This is a genomic window from Bacillus methanolicus PB1, assembly GCF_000262755.1.
Lineage (GTDB): Bacteria > Bacillota > Bacilli > Bacillales > Cytobacillaceae > Bacillus_Z > Bacillus_Z methanolicus.
On sequence record NZ_AFEU01000003.1, the window covers coordinates 346,821 to 364,535 of the forward strand.

At 37.7% G+C, this 17,715-nt stretch carries 14 protein-coding genes and 3 pseudogenes; 9 read left to right on the forward strand and 8 right to left on the reverse strand.

Annotated elements, in window-relative coordinates; translation table 11 throughout:
- Window positions 1–24 precede the first annotated feature (24 nt).
- The 4 genes and pseudogenes from istA (at window position 25) to istB (PB1_RS11460) (ending at window position 3,390) form a co-directional block, all read left to right on the forward strand.
- Window positions 25–1,619 (forward strand): annotated as a pseudogene (gene istA / locus PB1_RS11445) (IS21 family transposase).
- Entirely contained in the window at window positions 1,619–2,389 is a 771-nt protein-coding gene (gene istB / locus PB1_RS11450; RefSeq protein WP_004436685.1) for an IS21-like element helper ATPase IstB, read from the forward strand. The pseudogene istA and the gene istB (PB1_RS11450) overlap by 1 nt, the downstream one beginning before the upstream one ends.
- A 24-nt stretch (window positions 2,390–2,413) precedes the next feature.
- Window positions 2,414–2,671, forward strand: coding sequence for a hypothetical protein (locus PB1_RS11455; protein WP_004436686.1), 258 nt, complete (start codon window positions 2,414–2,416; stop codon window positions 2,669–2,671).
- Entirely contained in the window at window positions 2,668–3,390 is a 723-nt protein-coding gene (gene istB / locus PB1_RS11460; protein WP_004436687.1) for an IS21-like element helper ATPase IstB, read from the forward strand. Before PB1_RS11455 ends, istB (PB1_RS11460) begins: the two co-directional genes overlap by 4 nt.
- 468 nt (window positions 3,391–3,858) lie before the next feature.
- Here the strand turns inward: istB (PB1_RS11460) and PB1_RS17920 are convergent, their stop codons facing one another.
- From PB1_RS17920 to PB1_RS11470, 3 genes are read right to left on the reverse strand one after another with little or no spacing between them, the layout of a single operon-like run.
- A complete protein-coding gene (locus PB1_RS17920) occupies window positions 3,859–4,443 on the reverse strand; it encodes a hypothetical protein (RefSeq protein WP_202946739.1) in 585 nt (194 codons plus the stop codon).
- Window positions 4,444–4,476: 33 nt separating this feature from the next.
- Entirely contained in the window at window positions 4,477–4,935 is a 459-nt protein-coding gene (locus tag PB1_RS17925) for a DUF262 domain-containing protein (RefSeq protein WP_202946740.1), read from the reverse strand.
- 1 nt (window position 4,936) lies between these two features.
- On the reverse strand, window positions 4,937–5,773 hold the full coding sequence (locus tag PB1_RS11470; protein ID WP_004436690.1) for a hypothetical protein: 837 nt from the start codon (window positions 5,771–5,773) through the stop codon (window positions 4,937–4,939).
- A gap of 693 nt (window positions 5,774–6,466) precedes the next feature.
- On the opposite strand from PB1_RS11470, the gene PB1_RS11475 reads away from it, so the two are divergent.
- Window positions 6,467–7,669, forward strand: coding sequence for a DNA cytosine methyltransferase (locus PB1_RS11475; protein ID WP_004436692.1), 1,203 nt, complete (start codon window positions 6,467–6,469; stop codon window positions 7,667–7,669).
- 184 nt (window positions 7,670–7,853) lie between these two features.
- On the opposite strand, the gene PB1_RS11480 is transcribed toward PB1_RS11475, so the two are convergent.
- The gene (locus tag PB1_RS11480; protein WP_004436694.1) at window positions 7,854–8,084 is read right to left on the reverse strand and encodes a UPF0236 family transposase-like protein; all 231 of its coding nucleotides are present in this window, start codon (window positions 8,082–8,084) and stop codon (window positions 7,854–7,856) included.
- 194 nt (window positions 8,085–8,278) lie between these two features.
- On the opposite strand from PB1_RS11480, the pseudogene PB1_RS18600 reads away from it, so the two are divergent.
- The 4 genes and pseudogenes from PB1_RS18600 to tnpC all read left to right on the forward strand — a co-directional run.
- Window positions 8,279–8,422 (forward strand): annotated as a pseudogene (locus tag PB1_RS18600) (DEAD/DEAH box helicase family protein); the annotation flags it as partial.
- Window positions 8,423–8,827: 405 nt separating this feature from the next.
- Entirely contained in the window at window positions 8,828–9,154 is a 327-nt protein-coding gene (gene tnpA, locus PB1_RS11490) for an IS66 family insertion sequence element accessory protein TnpA (protein WP_003350562.1), read from the forward strand.
- Between the two features lie 8 nt (window positions 9,155–9,162).
- Window positions 9,163–9,504, forward strand: coding sequence for an IS66 family insertion sequence element accessory protein TnpB (tnpB, locus tag PB1_RS11495; protein ID WP_274413072.1), 342 nt, complete (start codon window positions 9,163–9,165; stop codon window positions 9,502–9,504).
- Window positions 9,505–9,582: 78 nt separating this feature from the next.
- Window positions 9,583–11,165 (forward strand): annotated as a pseudogene (tnpC, locus tag PB1_RS11500) (IS66 family transposase).
- A gap of 776 nt (window positions 11,166–11,941) precedes the next feature.
- On the opposite strand, the gene PB1_RS11505 reads toward tnpC, so the two are convergent.
- From PB1_RS11505 to fucP, 4 genes are all read right to left on the reverse strand, one after another.
- Window positions 11,942–13,579 carry a hypothetical protein gene (locus tag PB1_RS11505; protein WP_034645299.1) on the reverse strand — a complete coding sequence of 546 codons (1,638 nt, stop codon included), beginning with the start codon at window positions 13,577–13,579 and terminating at the stop codon, window positions 11,942–11,944.
- A 729-nt stretch (window positions 13,580–14,308) separates the two neighbouring features.
- The gene (gene rbsK, locus PB1_RS11510) at window positions 14,309–15,229 is read right to left on the reverse strand and encodes a ribokinase (protein ID WP_004436708.1); all 921 of its coding nucleotides are present in this window, start codon (window positions 15,227–15,229) and stop codon (window positions 14,309–14,311) included.
- 12 nt (window positions 15,230–15,241) lie between these two features.
- Window positions 15,242–16,255 (reverse strand): aldose 1-epimerase family protein, encoded by a 1,014-nt coding sequence (locus PB1_RS11515; RefSeq protein WP_004436709.1) that lies wholly within the window; start codon window positions 16,253–16,255, stop codon window positions 15,242–15,244.
- A 129-nt stretch (window positions 16,256–16,384) separates the two neighbouring features.
- Window positions 16,385–17,677, reverse strand: coding sequence for an L-fucose:H+ symporter permease (gene fucP, locus PB1_RS11520; RefSeq protein WP_004436711.1), 1,293 nt, complete (start codon window positions 17,675–17,677; stop codon window positions 16,385–16,387).
- Between the last annotated feature and the right edge of the window lie 38 nt (window positions 17,678–17,715).

Consider the following 17,715-nt stretch of genomic DNA (forward strand, 5'->3'; position numbering starts at 1 on the left):
TACCAATATTTATTCAGCTAAGCTATGATAGATTTATATCTTTTACTTAGCTGGAGGGTACGAAAGGTGGAAAAATTACTATTGTTTGTTGAAATACATCAATTAAAAAGACAAGGATTTAAAGTAGCAGCCATCGCAAAAAAATTAGAGATTTCTAGAAACACAGTTTATAAATATTTGGATATGACTTTAGAGGAGGCTTCGGAGTGGATTTTATCTTTAGGAAGCAGAAGCAAGAAGCTAGATCCCTATCTGACCGGATTATCAGTTGGTTAAAAGAACATCCAGATCTGTCTTCTGCTCAAGTGGAAGATTGGCTAAAAGAACGATTTCCTACACTAGATGTTGCAGGAAGTACAGTCCGAGCCTATGTAAGTGAAATAAGAGATATCTATCATATCCCTAAAGTAGTTCGTATACGAACACATGAAGCTGTGGAGGAATTACCAATGGGGCAACAGGTGCAGGTGGATTGGGGAGAAACCACCGTGAAGAATCCTGAGAATAAAGAGGTCAAATTATATTTCATTACCTTTGTCCTTTCCCACTCTCGTTACAAATATGTGGAATGGTTAGATAGGCCTTTTACAACAAAAGATACGATTCGGTGTCACGAGAAGGCAGTTCAATTCTTTGGAGGAATACCCGAGGAAATTGTTTATGACCAGGACCACTTAATCACCGTAAGTGAAAATGCCGGAGATATTATCTTAACTGGGGAATTTCAAGCTTACAAGCAAGAGCGTGGATTTCGAATCTATTTATGTAGAAAGGCAGACCCTCAGAGCAAAGGAAAAGTGGAGAATGTAGTGAAATATGTAAAAATGAACTTTGCAAAAAATAGAGTATTTCTAAATTTAGAGACTTGGAACGAGAAGTGTTTAGCATGGTTAAAAAGGACAGGAAATTACAATGTACATCATACAACGAAAAAGAGACCGGTAGAAGTGCACGCCCTGGAAAAGCAACACTTAAAGCCAGTCTCCACCCTGCTTTCTTTCGAAAGCAACCTTGGTTCTAGTATAACAAGGACTGTTCACAAGGACAAAGTTATAAAATATAAATCCAATCGTTATTCCCTTCCAATTGGAACTTATCGTCCAAGGGGAGATAATACGGTATATATAGAAATTCAAGGAGAAGAGCTCATTATAAGAACAGAACCGCAAGGAGAAGTATTGGCAAAACACCTATTATGTCATGGAAAAGGAGAATTGATAAAGAATCGCCAACATACAAGAGATCGATCAAAAGGAATTCAAGCTTACAAAGAAACCATTATTCGTCAGTTTAAAGATCAAGAAAAGGCAGAGCATTTTATACATGAGGTAGGATGCCGTTATCCGAGATATATACGTGACCAGCTTCAAGTCATTCAATACGCCATCAGCCATTTTCGATCAGAAATAGAGGAAGCCCTAGCTGTTTGTATCAAAGATCAGTTATGGAGTGCTAATGACCTCCGGGATATTGCACAACACTTGACTCGACTAAAACAAGCAAAAAACCCTAATCCTCCTTCGATTCAAGAATCAAGAAATGATAACCCCGCTTTAAAAGCCTCAGCAGCAACTAGGGAAATGGATGACTATATAAAAATATTAGGAGGCGTTTCATAATGACAAGCACTGTACATACTCTACAAGATCAATTCCGCCATCTTCGGATGGTGGAAACGGCTAATGAGCTGCCAGAATTACTTCGTAATGCCGAGAGATCATCATGGACCTATCAAGAGTTTTTGCAGGAACTTCTTATGTATGAATTAAAACGGCGAGAAGAAAAAAATGTAGAAAAGAGGTTGAAATGGGCCAAGTTCCCTTATCTTAAGACGTTAGATGAGTTTCATGTCGAAGAACAGAAATCCCTAAGTACTCGTCAATTAAACCAACTGAGAGAACTTAATTGGCTGGAGCAACAATACAACCTCATTCTACTAGGGCCTCCAGGGGCAGGGAAAACCCATATTGGGATTGGACTAGGAATAGAAGCCATTCAAAAGGGTTATAAGGTTGCCTTTTCTACTATGGGTGAACTGGTGCACCTATTAAAAACCGAAGAATATATTCGAAAGTCACAAATGCAGCTTAAAAGAATAAAAGAATCAGATTTGGTCATTATTGATGATTTAATGTATATGGCAATGGATCAACGGGAAGCTAATCTGTTCTTTCACCTGATCAACCATTTATATGAAAGAAGTTCAATTATTTTGACTTCTAATAAAGGGCCTGAACAGTGGGGAGAATTGATGGGGGATCAAGGAATTACTACAGCTATTCTAGATCGATTGCTTCATAGAGTAGAAGTTATCCAACTAAATGATAATGACAGCTACAGGATTAAGCATCGAACTACCATTTTCGGAAAAGAAAGTGTTCAAAATTAATTAGCAAAAAGTGTTCAAAACTACTTGACGGTTACAGCCTTACGTCTCCTGTCCCAAATCATTAAGGAAGAAGGAGATATTGAAACCGCAACACAGGCATTGGTCGAGAGTATAAAACTGGGGCAAACAGATACAGACAGCATTTTAACCACCTGGTATCGAATAACTGGGAAATTAGAGGATTTACCAGAAATTCAGATTTCGGAACATTTAAAACAAGAAGTGGTTTTTGAAGCAAATTGGACCAGTTATGATCAACTTTTAGGTGGTGGTATGAAATGAGAAGCCGAATTGAGGCATACTGTAAAGAACTGAAACTCGGAAACAGAATAGTAGAACATTATTCGAGCATACAAGCAGAAACTCATGAAGAGTTTCTGGCAGAGCTCCTTGCATTGGAGGTAAAGCATCGAAAAATCAATAGAAAAAACCGGTTATTAAAACAGGCCAACTTTGATACCTTTAAGACATTTGAAGGATATGAATTCGGAGGAATAGAACTGCCTGCAAAGCTTTCGATAGACGAATTCAAAACGGCAGCATTCATTGATAGAAAAGAAAATCTAATAATGTATGGAGGTGTTGGAACGGGCAAAACTCATCTGGCGACGGCTCTTGGAGTGGAAGCGTGTAATCAAGGAAAAGTCGTAAAGTTCTATCGAACTGCAGCATTGGTGAATGAATTAATCGAATCAAAACAGGTAGGTACCTTGCATAAAACAATCAGTCATCTAGAAAAGGCGGATCTCTTAATTTGTGATGAATGGGGCTATATTCCAGTTAGCCGGGAAGGAGCGCAGCTTCTTTTCCAGGTGTTTGCATCGTGTTATGAGAGAAGAAGTATTATCATTACAACAAATCTTGAATTTAGCAAATGGAACAGTATTTTTCATGATGAGAGAATGACAACTGCAATAATTGACAGACTAGTACATCACAGTTATTTACTTACATTTACCGGACCAAGTTATCGATTAAAAAATTCCTATATGAACCTATAAAATGGAAGAGCAAGGTGCTGGAAAAAAATCTTGCAAAATGCTGGATTTTTAAGTCGCAAAACACAAGGAGGAAAAATGTTTAAAACATAACACTCCAAAAATACTCCAAATCTTCAAGAACACCAAAAATAACGAATGTATGTAGCAAATAAACATCCCCTGAAGCCTTGTGGATAAAGGGATTTCACTGGATGATTCCGAATGGACTCGAATCAACGACCTCCAACCTGTCAAGGTACCGTTCTCACAACTTTGCTAAGGCATTATATGATATATCGCTAAACTTAATATAGTTTCAAGCTAGTATATTGAGATGTTTGTAATAACTAAATGACAAATTTGTGACCAAAACACGCTGGGTGTGAATGAAAGTTTTCTTTAGTTAATTCTATCCTTTAATACAAAAGACAGGGAAATTATACAATCTCCCTGTCTTTTGTATTATTATCTAACGGTATAAGCCTAATGTTATAAGTCACAATATTGAATTAAGGCTTTCACCCGTTTTTGCCGCTGAGTTTTTGACTTAGTACTATGTGACATACTATGCTTATAAAGCTTTATAGCTTCATCTTTTATAGGGTCAGTCTCTCGTTCCTTAATTTTCATCGTAAAGAACATTGTCTGCAATGACTCCCTTATATCTTTAAGCACAACATTTTTATCTGAGCAATACTTTACAAATGACCACAGACCGTATAAGTGACTAACCCCCTCAATCTTAAACTCTTTATAATTTAGCTGTAATGACTCCATTAGGTCTGTTAGCTGTTTGAACCTGCTTTTTACAATTTCACACTTTTCTTTATCATCTTCAAGCAATTTATGCCATTTTTCATATAATTCATCAAGTGTATCAGGGTTTGATTCTATTATCCTATTCTCTAATAATGTAAATAACAACTCAGAAATAAATTCATCGTTTTCCATTCGTGAGAATTTTAAGCGTTTTTCTAATCTCTCTTGCCAAAATTCTAGTTTTGCCAACTCCTCAACTAAATTGATTAAACGTGAATTATTGAACCTCGCATGCCTAAGTTCCTGCTTATTCAACGGTTCTCCATTTCTGTTCAGTCGGTCAAAAATTCAATTCACAATCTCCTCGTCTTCTGTATCAACATATTCAATAGAAATAGTATACTTCCAAAAATTTTTCTTGTAGACTGAGCTTTTATCTATTTCACTAAATTTAAGCCCATTTAATTCCTCACTGCCAAACTCATCATCCCCAAAATTCTCAGGTAGTTCAATTTCATCATTAATAAATTTAATAATTGAAGTCAACCGCTGCTTCCCATCTATCACATCGTAGACTGTTTTTCCAGTTTCAGAATCTACTTTGGCATGTAGAAAAATAGGTGGTATTGGATAGTTCTTCATAATACTGTCAATGAGAAATGCCTGCTTATCGATGCTCCAAGCGTCACTTCTTCTCTGATATTTTACATCATAGTTGTACTTTCCAAGTGTTTCGTTTTCGTAGAACTCCGATACAGTAATATTATTAGAAAACCTGTTAAGAGTAAGCGCTCTTTTTTCACTCATCTTAATACATCTCCCCTAAAACCGATGAATTTTTGTAAGTTATATGATTATCAAACAAACTTGTTAGCACAGCACTTAGGGTAGTCGGTGGGTTAGGGTTTATCATCTTAACATTTATTTCAGGATTAATACTGATTAATAGTTCATCTATTTCCTGCCTATCTACATGCCAGTACGAGATACCACACAATAAAAATTCATCTCCATAGTTAAGACTTTTCGCTTCCTCTAAAGCCAGTTTTCTAAGTTCATACGCCCAACTAGATTCAATACGAGATGAATCGCCTGCTGGTGGGATCATGGCATTAAACATATAAACATTCTCTAAGCCATCATAATTAACTGTATAGTCAGATAAATTACCATTTGTTAGCTCTCTGGTCTTTGAAGTTATCTGAAAAGCTGATGCATCAATGGGCTTTCTGTATGCGAAACTAATTGACCCATGTGGTTTTATTATGTTAAATTTATATGCTTCATTAGGATTGTATTTTCCATTACTTACCCCTAGTACTTCGAAATTTATATCTGCATTAGCAAGTATTCTTTCCAACCATATGTCATAGTTGTAAGTGACAATTGTAACTTTATCACAGTCTGGGGACTCGTTAAGTTTCTTAAATAATTTATACCATCCCCATTCCTTTAAAGACTTAATCTCATCATCCGAAACCTTTTTGTTGTAGTAGACAAACAAATACTTTAAATAATTAGTTAACTCTTGATAAGCCTGAATATAAGAAGAAGCTAAGTACCTGTTGGCAGTATTGGAATTACTAGCCTTATTTGCACAAGTAATTATATCTTCAATTAAATTTACTGCATCTTTCAACTTCATATTTGGCCTAGCACCAAGATTCCAGAGATTTGCACATCTCTTATGAGATAAGAAACCTGGTTCGTTATCTGCAGGCCAAGGTACACAGTCTCCTTGGGGAAAAAAGGTTTCTTACATCGATCTCATTTGCTTTCGCTAGATTGTTTATAAAGTCAATAGTAAATCCATTACCCAATAATATAAAAAAACTTTTTGCCATCCTTACCACCTTGTCGGTTCATATTATGGAAAATATTATAAGGTACGATATTCATAGATTTTATTATAATTTTCTAAAATAACTTTGTAAAACTAAAGTATTAACAACTTCTATTTAATTGAAAAACCATGAATTCTGTTTGTTCTAAATTTGTTTGTTTGCTTTGGTATTTAATTCTGTATACGGGAAGTAGAATGTTCAACCGCCGTTTTGCTTGATAAGTTCCAAGGTTCTATTTTAAAAATTCGTCTCGTCATGTACAATAGTAGTTAATATTTCACGTTCAATAGGACCGTATACTAAATGGGTTCTGATAAAAAAACATTAGATGAATCCGTTTTCTTTATGGATGAATTTGAATGAAGAATGGGATAAAATAGAAGATGTTCATCCGGTGAATTAACAAAAAAATATCCGTTTTATTTGGATTATTTCGTGGCTTGATTAAGAGGAAAAAACATCGAAGCAAGAACAATGAAAGGAAGTTAGTAAGTATGAAATCTCCAAGCATATTTAGCTTTTTTTCTGGGGCTGGCTTTCTTGACCTTGGTTTTGAAATGGCTGGCTATCCAATAGCATATGTAAATGAAATCCATCCTCCATTTTTGAAAACATACAAACATGCCAGACAGATTCTTAATATTCCAGAACCCCAATACGGATTTTACGAAGGTGACATTTCCGACCTATTAGATAATAATGCCAATTCGGAAATAAAAAGTTTAATCAAGGATTGCAAGATGGGAACCGACATTATTGGTTTTATAGGTGGTCCGCCTTGTCCTGACTTCTCCGTTGGTGGTAAAAACAGGGGGCGAATGGGAGACAACGGGAAACTTTCGGCTACATACGTTACGTTAATATGTGAACAAAAGCCTTCATTCTTTTTGTTTGAGAATGTAAAAGGACTTTGGAAAACAAAGAAACACCGAGAGTTTTATGAAGAATTGAAGTACCAGTTACATCAAAGCGGATATGTAACTACAGAACGTCTCATAAATTCTTTGGAGTATGGGGTTCCCCAACATAGGGAAAGAATTATTCTTATTGGGTTTCAACGGGAATTATTGAACGATTTGGGTTACAAATTCGGCGACATCACATCGCTACCTGAAGATTTGTTTCCGTGGAAATCACATTTTAAATACCCTTTGAATGAGGTCTTGTCATATCCTTGGCCTACAACCAATCCTTTTAATGCGGATTCTGAACTTCCTTGTCCAGACGGTATACCAGTAGAATTGACCGTTGAATATTGGTTTAGAAAGAATGATGTGCTGAATCACCCAAATTCATCGCAGTATTTCCAACCTAGAGCTGGAAAAACAAAATTTGCAAAAATTGATGAAGGAGACGATTCCAAAAAATCACATAAGCGTCTTCACAGATGGAGGTATTCACCAACAGCCGCTTACGGTAATAACGAAGTACATTTGCATCCATACAAGATTCGTCGAATTTCCGTTGCAGAAGCACTCGCAATACAATCATTACCACCAGAATATGAACTCCCCCTTGATATTTCTTTAACCGATGCATTTAAGACCATTGGTAATGGGGTTCCATACCTTGCTTCATTAGGAATAGCCCAAACAATTCTAGACTTTTTGGGGGTGAAAACAACGTGCGACTTACCGCTTCTAAATTCGTCTTGGCAATCGACTAGTTGTCAAAAAATCGAGCCTATACTTACGTAAATCCAAAAAACAAGGGTTTAATAAGAATTGTTAGATTAGACGTCTGAGGGACTAAACTTTATCAAACGATAATTCCTAAGAAAGTTGCCGCCAGTTCTAAAGCTCACTCTTCCAATAATAGACTAAAATCCTTTGGCTCCGTCGAATTGAAGATTTCGATCAAGTAGACAAATATTACGGTTTGCTAAACAATCGAATGTTTTCGTTTGATGATGATAGGACCAAACGAAGTATCGATCTGGACTTCCCGTTTATCTTTCAACTGATATCTCTTTTTATCCTGGTGTTTCGCAATTATTGATTCAATGTTCTCCAAAATCTCTTCCATGATTTCTCCATATGTTTGCTGGAGGAAGATAAATAATCCTTTCTCAATCTCTCTAAAAGTTGGGCAATATTCGGTAGAATGTTCCATGAGGGTTTCTCTTTTTTGTATGAGTTCTTGTTAAACTCTACTGTACAAAAAGAGGACCCTCTTTTCTTGTTTTTTGCTCTATCTACCGCTCTATCGCTTGGTAACCACTTCATTAGGTGAAGGATGTCCCCTCCTTCACCTTATGAGGTAGTTATTCTCTTTTGCCCACAAACATTTTACTCATACCTATGTAGGAAAAAGCATTAAAAAATCTTCAGCATACAAGAAAAAACAGCAATAACAAAGGTGCCATCATTTCAGCGACGGGAACGGGTAAAACATATTTATCCGCATTTGACGTGAAAGAATTTAATCCGAAAAAACTTCTATTTATCGCTCTTTTCATTTTGCTCATTATAAATGACCGCACCAACGAACGAACTGTTTTTTTCACGGCAATATTCTCCTTTTTCATTGTCTTTTTCTCGATTATTTTAACAAACAATTGGATTGGCGGGAACGGAATTGTCGGCACTTGTTTTTATTCATTGCCCCAATGACTTGACTAACTGGATGTACTAGTTCTGCTTCCAATTTCGTTCTAAATCTGAAAAACATTCATTAAAGTTATTTACTAAATTGGATATAATAAATATGATTTTCTATATTTTCACCAGGAGGAAACCGATGAAAAAACTCACATTATCATTAGAACAATTGTAACCGTAAAATAGTACCCACCTATTAACCAAGATGATACTATGAGATAATCTCTTCAAATCAATATTTGAGGAGGTTTTTTGATGTCTCGAGCGGAATTGCGAAAAGAATGGGAACTTCGTATCGATAAGTTTAGGGCAAGTGGACAGACCCAATCCAAATGGTGTGCTGACAATAATGTAAAGCTCCATCAATTAAAATATTGGCTTAAAAAAATTGAAAACACAAATCGGATCTCAGCACCATCACCTAAATGGGTATCAATCACAATGAATGAACAAGATGCCGAATCAAAAAACACTTCATTATCCTTACAGATTAATATAGGGCAAGCATCCATAGAGGTTAAACCTGGCTTCGACCCATCTTTCCTTGCGGATGTCGTCCGGACCTTAAGATCGCTGTGTTGAACGAAGCAATGATCGTGCATGTTTACCTCGCCCGAGGGAGCACAGATTTGCGCAAGTCCATTGATGGCCTGGCTGCGTTGGTGAAAGAGTCGTTTGATCTGGACCCCTTTTCGTCTAGCTATTTTGTCTTCTGTAACCGTAATCGGGATAAATTGAAAATTCTTCATTGGGAGCACAACGGATTTTGGCTCTATTATAGACGTTTAGAACGCGGAAAATTTCAATGGCCAACGGATGAAAGTGATGCACCGTTAAAAATAAGCCGCCGGCAGTTCCGTTGGTTGCTTGATGGACTTCCACTTGATCAACGCCAGGCTCATCCTGAAGTTATCGCAAGGACAGTCATATGAAATCATATTTTTTCATTTTTTTATTTAAAACTCCAATTTTTAAAAGGGACTGATCATAATTTGTCGAATAGATAAAGTATGAAAAAGACAACGAAAACACTCACCCAACCAACTGAAAATCTTCAAAAACGATGTGAATCCCTTGAAAAGCAAGTCGCTGAACTGACTGCGAAGTTAAAATGGTATGAGGAACAGTTTCGCCTCAGCCAAAAAAGACGATTCGGCTCTTCAAGTGAAAAAACACATTCCGATCAACTAGAGCTTTCGCTCTTTAATGAAGCAGAGGTAGAAGCAGCCTCCAATTTAGAGGAACCTGCTTCTGAAACCATTACCTACCGTCGTCGTAAAAAACGCGGCCAACGTGAAACGATGCTAGAAGACCTGCCTACGGAAACGGTTGAATACCGCCTTTCCGCAGAAGAGCAGGTCTGTTCGTGTTGCGGTGGATCTTTACATGAAATGAGCACGGAAGTGCGTCAAGAAATCAAAGTCATTCCAGCTGAAGTAAAAGTGGTTAAGCATGTCCGTTATGTCTACGCCTGCCGCCGTTGTGAACGTGAGGAGATCCATACCCCGATTGTGACAGCGTCTATACCGGCACCTGTCTATCCGGGCAGTTTAGCTTCTCCTTCAAGTATGGCGTATGTGATGAGCCAAAAATATGTGGAAGGGCTGCCTCTTTATCGCCAGGAAAAGCAGTTTGAGCGATTTGGGTTTACATTATCCCGGCAGACGATGGCGAACTGGATGATCTATGGCGCAGATCAGTGGTTACGTTTGATTTATGATCGGATGAAGGATCATTTACTCAAGCAGGAGATTCTCCATGCGGATGAAACCACTTTACAGGTACTTCATGAACCGGGTCGAAAGGCAACATCCACTTCTTATATGTGGCTTTATCGTACAGGAAGAGAAGGTCCGCCGATTACTCTTTATGAATACCAACAGACACGAGGAAAGGAACATCCTCGTAAGTTTCTGAATGGTTTCAAGGGCTACCTTCATGTGGATGGCTACTCCGGTTATCAAGGGCTGCCTCATGTGACCCTGGTAGGTTGTTGGGCACATGCAAGGCGTAAGTTTGATGAAGCCTTAAAGGCTCTTCCGGCTTCAAAGCAGTCGGCTCCGGTAGCTGCCAAGGAAGGACTCCATTTCTGTAACCAACTTTTTGCGATTGAGCGTGAATTAAAGGATTCAACTCCTGAAGAACGCTATCATAGTCGTTTGGAACGCAGCCAGCCAGTACTGGAGGCTTTTTCAGCATGGCTTAAAACTCAAAGGTCAAAAGTCCTTCCAAAAAGCGCCCTTGGCCAGGCAATCCAATATTGCCTGAACCAATGGGATAAATTAGTGGGCTTTTTAAAAGATGGTCGGTTAGAAATCGATAATAACCGTAGCGAACGTTCGATCAAGCCATTTGTCATTGGCCGCAAAAATTGGTTGTTTGCCAACACCACACGGGGCGCTCAAGCTAGTGCAACAATATACAGTATTATTGAGACAGCTAAAGAGAATAACTTAAATCCATTTGCCTATCTCACCTATATTTTTGAGAAACTACAAAAATGGAAACCCAAGATAAAGATGCCTTGGATCAATTAATGCCTTGGTCATCAACGATCCCATTAGTTTGTCGTGTGTTTAAAAAGAATACTTAAATCATAACTAAATCCCCATCTACTGTAGGTGGGGATTATTTGACGCTTACGAACAATTTGATCTGAATAAATTTTTAGAAGAAACATCTAATTATGAGAAAAACTTTTTAAATGTTCCTGTATTTGCAGTAGAAAATATTGAGGAATTTGATTTTGATGTTTGTTTTGAGGAATATGAAAATAGTAGTGTTGATCATTTTTATCAAGAATTACTAAACGGCAAATACCTTTTTGCTTCCTTTAGTAATTGCGGTGTAGATTATCCGGACGTTGCATGTATAGACGGAAACGTATACCAAACAATAGATGAGGTTGAAGAGGAAGACTATTTTGATGACGGAGCACCGGCTGATTTTGTCTTTACAAATAATATCAAGTTAGGTGATGATAGTAATATTGGATATTTGTTAAAGTACCAAAATGACCAACTAACAATTCATTCAGCACAGTTTTTCATAGATGTAACCGGTGGAATAGGTCCTTGCTCAACAAGACATTTTACAGCTTTTTCAGCAATAGAAATTATAGAAGATGTTGAGGTTTTTGAAAAACCAATGCAAAATTATTTACATAGTTTCATAAAGTAAGATTTTAGAAAAAAAGCGGCTGCTTATGTGGTAGCCGCTTTTTTTTTGGGTTTATCATAAAAGCAAAAATCTGACTGCCCAGTTCCCTTCATCATGTAAGTAAACGAGGATTGAAGTAATATTAAAATAGATAAATATTAAGTAATCGCCTCAAGTAAGACGTCTATAGATCTATTCAATCTCTGCAATCTACGTATTCGGCCACGTGAAATCCTTTTTGTAATATTCCTTTTTTAGCCTTGATAAATCATGTTCCCATTCGGATATCGCATATGAATACTTTTTCAGTCCATCTTTTTGGCCTTTTCTAAGCTTAACATTGTATGCAATTGTATAGGCAACCTTCTTAAGCCCTAATTGAGGCACTGCTTTTCTCAAAATATCCCATCTTTTTTGCCGGTTTAATCCGGTAATTTGATAGCCCATCTTTTTTAAATCGCTAAGCTCTTTAAGTGTCTTTGTTTCCTGATTGGATTGGTTTTCCTTCAATTCAGTGTCAGGCCACGGAAATGAAACAGTTTTATCTAAAATCAGTTTATCACCAGGTAAAATACCTTCATCTTTCTTCATTTTTAAAACTAAAGGCGTATTGGCTTGAAGGATTACATCCAATTCTTCTGTCGTCAAATATGCTTTATTTCCGTCCGGGGTTACATGAGCCTCTGTTTCAATCAGGCGGCTAATCAGGTTGTCATTTTTCTGTTTATACAACGGCAAAGTCACTTTTGTTCTTTTTAATTGATATCGGTGTATAAAATCATCCAGATATGAAGGATCGATGACAATTACTTTCTCATAAATGATAGGCGGAGCAGGCCTTGCCGATAAAGGCTTTAACACTGATTCAACCTTTTGTAGTACTTTTGACTTCTCCAACTCGGTGAGAATTTCTGTTGATTTCAATTTTTGAATACACTGTCTGTATGTATTACTATCTGGATAACGTTGTAAGTTTACACTCTCATATAAACAAAAATATAAAGCCAACCCCTTACAACTTTCTTTAAACCACTGCAAACTTTCCTTCGCCGTGTCAATCAACTGCTGATCGAAATTGTAAAGGAAGGCATACCATAAAATGAAAACAAATTCTTCCTCATTGATGGAGCTGTCTAAAAACTCCCATTCAACCTCTACAATTTGCTGTAAAGCTTCGCGAAGTTCATCCTCCATTCCGTATATTAAAAACAGTCTCAACAATACATTTATTATTTTGGGATTATTCAAATATAAGACATTGTCTAAAATGTCTGTGTAAAAATGCTTTAAATGTCCAACAATCCAATCCTTTAATTTTGTATTTGATAGAGTCATCAGCAGGTTTAAAAACAAACTGTATACACTATCAAACTCTGCTTCATAATTTTTTGAATCACTAGCCAATGCCAGATTGATTATTTCCGTGAAGAGCTTTCGTACTTCCTCATCTTCATGTAATAAAGGATTCGGATTATGCCCGAGTAAATCAAGAATATAATGAACTTTTTCATTATCCATATTTTCAATAAGCTTCTTGCAGGCAGTCAGCAAAAAAATAGCATCATCTGCCGACGTTGACAGGCACCATTCATCAATGATGTCATATGTAAGACCGCCGCTTAATTTTTCTATGAATTTCCTTATTTCGACGTTTGTTTCTTTTTTTCGTGTTGACGCCATTTTTTCGCGGAGTATTTGATTCTCCAATTCCAGCTCCATCACCTGATGATGCAGCTGATCCTTTTCTACTGTCAGTTCATAGATCTGCTTTTCGTAAGACAGAATCAATTTAGAAATCTCGTTGTCTATTATTTTCAAAATGTGTTCTTTGCTGACCACTGATTCCACCTTGCCTCCTGCTGCATGTTAATAATCAAATTGCTTTTCTTTGATACCCAGAAATCGGAAAAAAGCGTTATCAATTGAATAATGATACAACACTTCATTTTCTTGATTGTATATACTTTCATTCTTTTCTCTGTCAAAGTTCCATTATAGTAAATACTAGATTAATCTCGTGTTATATCTAGTAAAATTATATCGATAATTCTATTTTAGAAATATAGTAATAAAAACAAAAATTGGTTTCTTATACTAAACTCGAAAAAAGTAAAATGTTTGTGGAATCTAAAAAAGTAGTATTTGGCAATTAATTGTGCAGGCCTTAGGGCTTGTACGAATTCAAAAAACCACTTGCCAACAATCCCATAATTCATACCCTCCTATTTGGACAAGTTTTCAACGGGAGGTATTTAAGGAGATGTTAGCAGTGGCTGAAATCAATTATTTCAGACAGGAAGAAAACTCTTGATTCACTTAGATAAAAATCAATGGTATAATACTTCCACTTTAATAAATGTCGCTTTTCCATACTGATTACGCACCTTTTTGAAAGTAATATTACAGTATATCCAATTTTTGGAGATTAATTGCAAGATGTTCAAGATTTTTGCACCAGAACCAGAATGAATACTCTATGACAAACACCGTTCAAAAATTCTTGAATAAATCAAAATAAAAAGCATTGGCCGAAGCGGTCCTCGGACAATGCTCTATCCTTATTTTCTCTAAAGTTAGTTAAACCCGCAACTTCAAAAACTGCTCTAATTCCTCCACACTTGGATAGGAGGTCTGAGTGCCTCGCTTTGTAACACTTAATGCTGCAAAAGCTGTGGCCATTTTAATTGCATTCAGCACATCGCCATTTTGCACAAAGAAATGAGCGAAGCACCCAATGAATGCATCACCGGCTCCCGTTGTATCGATAGCCGCAACTTTATGTGATTCAACAGTGTGGGTTTTCTCCTTCGTTACCCACATCACTCCGCGGCTGCCCATTGTAACAATTACGTTTTTCAAGCCTTTTTCAATCAAAGTCGATGCTGCCTCTCGGATTTGCTTTTCATTCTCAACTGGCATACCTGTTAAAATCTCCAGTTCACTTTCATTAGGAATAAAAAAGTCACTTTTGCAAACATATTTAAAATCTAAGTCCTTTGATGCAGGCGCAGGATTCAAAATAACAGGAATGCCATGTTTGTTGCCAAACTCAATCGCATGATAAACCGTCTGGAGCGGGATTTCCAACTGCAGAACAATGAGTGAACACTTTTTAAGCTTCTCTGCTGATCGATCAACATCCTCAGGCAGAAGGTGCTGATTCGCTCCCTTAATAATCAGGATACGGTTTCTTGATTCTGGGTCTACAAAAATCGGAGCAACACCGCTTGGGGTTCCAGGAACTTTACTTGTAAACTCTGTGTCAATTCCGTAGCTTTTCAGGTTTTTAATTGTGTTATCTGCAAAGATGTCATCTCCAACCTTCGTTACCATCATCACCTTTGAACCCAATTTAGCAGCTGCCACTGCCTGGTTTGCACCTTTGCCGCCGCAGCCGATTTTGAAGTCTGGCGCCTCAAGTGTTTCCCCTTCTTTTGGCATTTTATCAATATATGAAATGAGATCCACCATGTTGGAACCGATTACTGCTATATCCATGTCTTTTCCTCCTTATTTCTTTCCAGTTACAACCGTGAATGATCTTTCTTCCCCTGCACCGAGCTTAATTAATGTTCCTGACTTTTTGGCAGCATTAAACCCTTCAGGCCTGCATGTCGCAGGCAGCACAAACGCCCCTACCTGCTGGTCGCTATTATATAATATCCATCTTGTTGCATAATTCAATTCTGCTGTTGAAAATCTGGTGAAGAAAGTAACTCCATCCGGTGAAACCATTTCAAACTCAGCTTCTTCCTGATAACGATCCAGCTCATCTGCAAAAAACACAATCTCCGGATCATACATATCCGGCTGGTTTAATACTGTGAGTGTTTCCTCGCCACTAAGCAGCTTCTTATTATATTCCAGCCACTTTTCAGTCGGCTTCACATGATTTGGAACCGATTCCCTAAGCGTAAAAGCACTGTCTGGAATGTTCTGCTTCATTACTGCATTTTCAAGATAAGCATAGTTTGTGTGGCACATATACTGAAGCGGCATCTCTGTGCCTGAAAGATTTTTCACATTCATGTTGATTTCAATGAACGCTTCCCCGTTAAACATTTCAACACTAGGACGAGCAAGGTAATGGTGTCCGAATCCTTTTACATACTCTGTCTTACCACATACTTTAATCCCCTCATCAGTTATTTCAAGCCAAACCTGGTCCATCTCGGCACATGGCATTTCACCGTGCAATTCATGGTCGTCGTCAGGTCCCGGGCAGCCATTTCGGATCAAACCCGAATGGAAAGCAAAGCATCCATATGTATCTATAATCCCATCCGCCTTTTTTGGCTGAGTGAACATGTTCTTCATTTTAAGATCCACACCGTCAAATTCCAAATCCCAAATAATCTGGCCCATATAAGGAAGAACAACCATTCTTCCCCGTGAATTTGTCAGCTCAATCGCTTCAATACCTGATGGATAACGAAATAAACTTGCGGTGAATTCATCGTTTCTAAAAATCACTTTGCTGTTTTCTTTAAAAAACTCCCGTTGCAGTTCTATCGTCCCTGTCATACTTTCCATCCCTTTCCTATTTCAAACAACCGGGCAGCCAGATTATCGACTGCCCTTGTAAGATCAAGTTTTCTTACTGAACTAATTTCAATGATTCTGCTGCAGAATTTTCCGCAGTTTTCTGTTTCTTCATTGACCGAAGAAATAGAAGCCTACATATATAAAGCATATCATTGGTACTAGGAATGCGATTTGCATAGAACCGAATAAATCAGATACAAATCCTTGTACTGCAGGTACAACAGCTCCGCCGACAATGGACATAACTAGAATTGCTCCGGCCAGCTCTGTGTATTTCTTATCTTTTACAACGTCAAGTGTTTCCGCATAAATCGTCGGCCAGCACGGTCCAAACAGCACGCTTACAACGATTGCCGCGTATACCGCTGTCATGTTCGGCACGAATGCAACATAAGCAAGAAGGGCTGAACCGATGATAGAATAGCTAATTAATACCTTAGAAGGCGAGAAGCGAGCCATTAAGAAATTCGCAATAAACTTACCTACAAAAAAGGCGATAAAGCTAAATACCATGAAGTTTGAAGCCGTACGCTCATTGATGTCAGGGTTAAGGTCGAGCGCAAGACGAATCGTAAATGACCAAACAGTTACTTGCATTCCTACGTATAAAAATTGGGCAACAATCCCTTTGCGAAAGCGTCTATTGCCACCTAAATATTTCAGTGTCTGTACAATGCCAGGTGATTTCTCTGAAGCCTTAGTACTTTCGACAACCGGTTTACAAGACGGGAATTTGGTAAGAACAAACATGATCAGTACACACACAAGTACGAAAATAATATACTTATATGGCTCAAGAGTATGCTGCAGCATCTTTAGCCCGAAAGCATGCGCCTCTGCCGGAGACATATTTGCCATCTGCGCCTCAAGGCTTGCTCCTTCCTGGAACACAAGATATTTCCCTAGCAAAATCCCTGAAATCGCTCCAATAGGATAAAATGTCTGGCTGATATTTAAGCGAAGGGTCGCATACTTGCGCGGGCCAATCATTGAACTGTATGTGTTCGCAGCAGTTTCAAGAAAACCTAAGCCAATCGCAATGGAAAAAATCGCAAATAAAAACATTGTGTATGTAGCCATATGTGAAGCCGGGTAAAATAACGAGCAGCCTGCAATATAGAAAAGCAATCCCGTAATAATGGCGAACTTATAATTCGTTTTCTTAATTACCATGGAAGCAGGTATCGCTACTAGAAAATAGCCGCCATAAAATGCACTCTGTACGAAAGCGCTTGCAAAATCACTTAATTCAAACACATGCTTGAACTGTGTGATTAGAATATCGTTTAAGCTGGCCGCTACCGCCCATAACGGGAACAGCATTGACAACAGGATAAATTGAAAAATAGGTGTACGATTCAAATACCCATCTGGAAGTTGAATTATGTTTTTGTTTTTCATTAGTAACATCCCTCTGTGTCTATAAATTTTCTAAAACT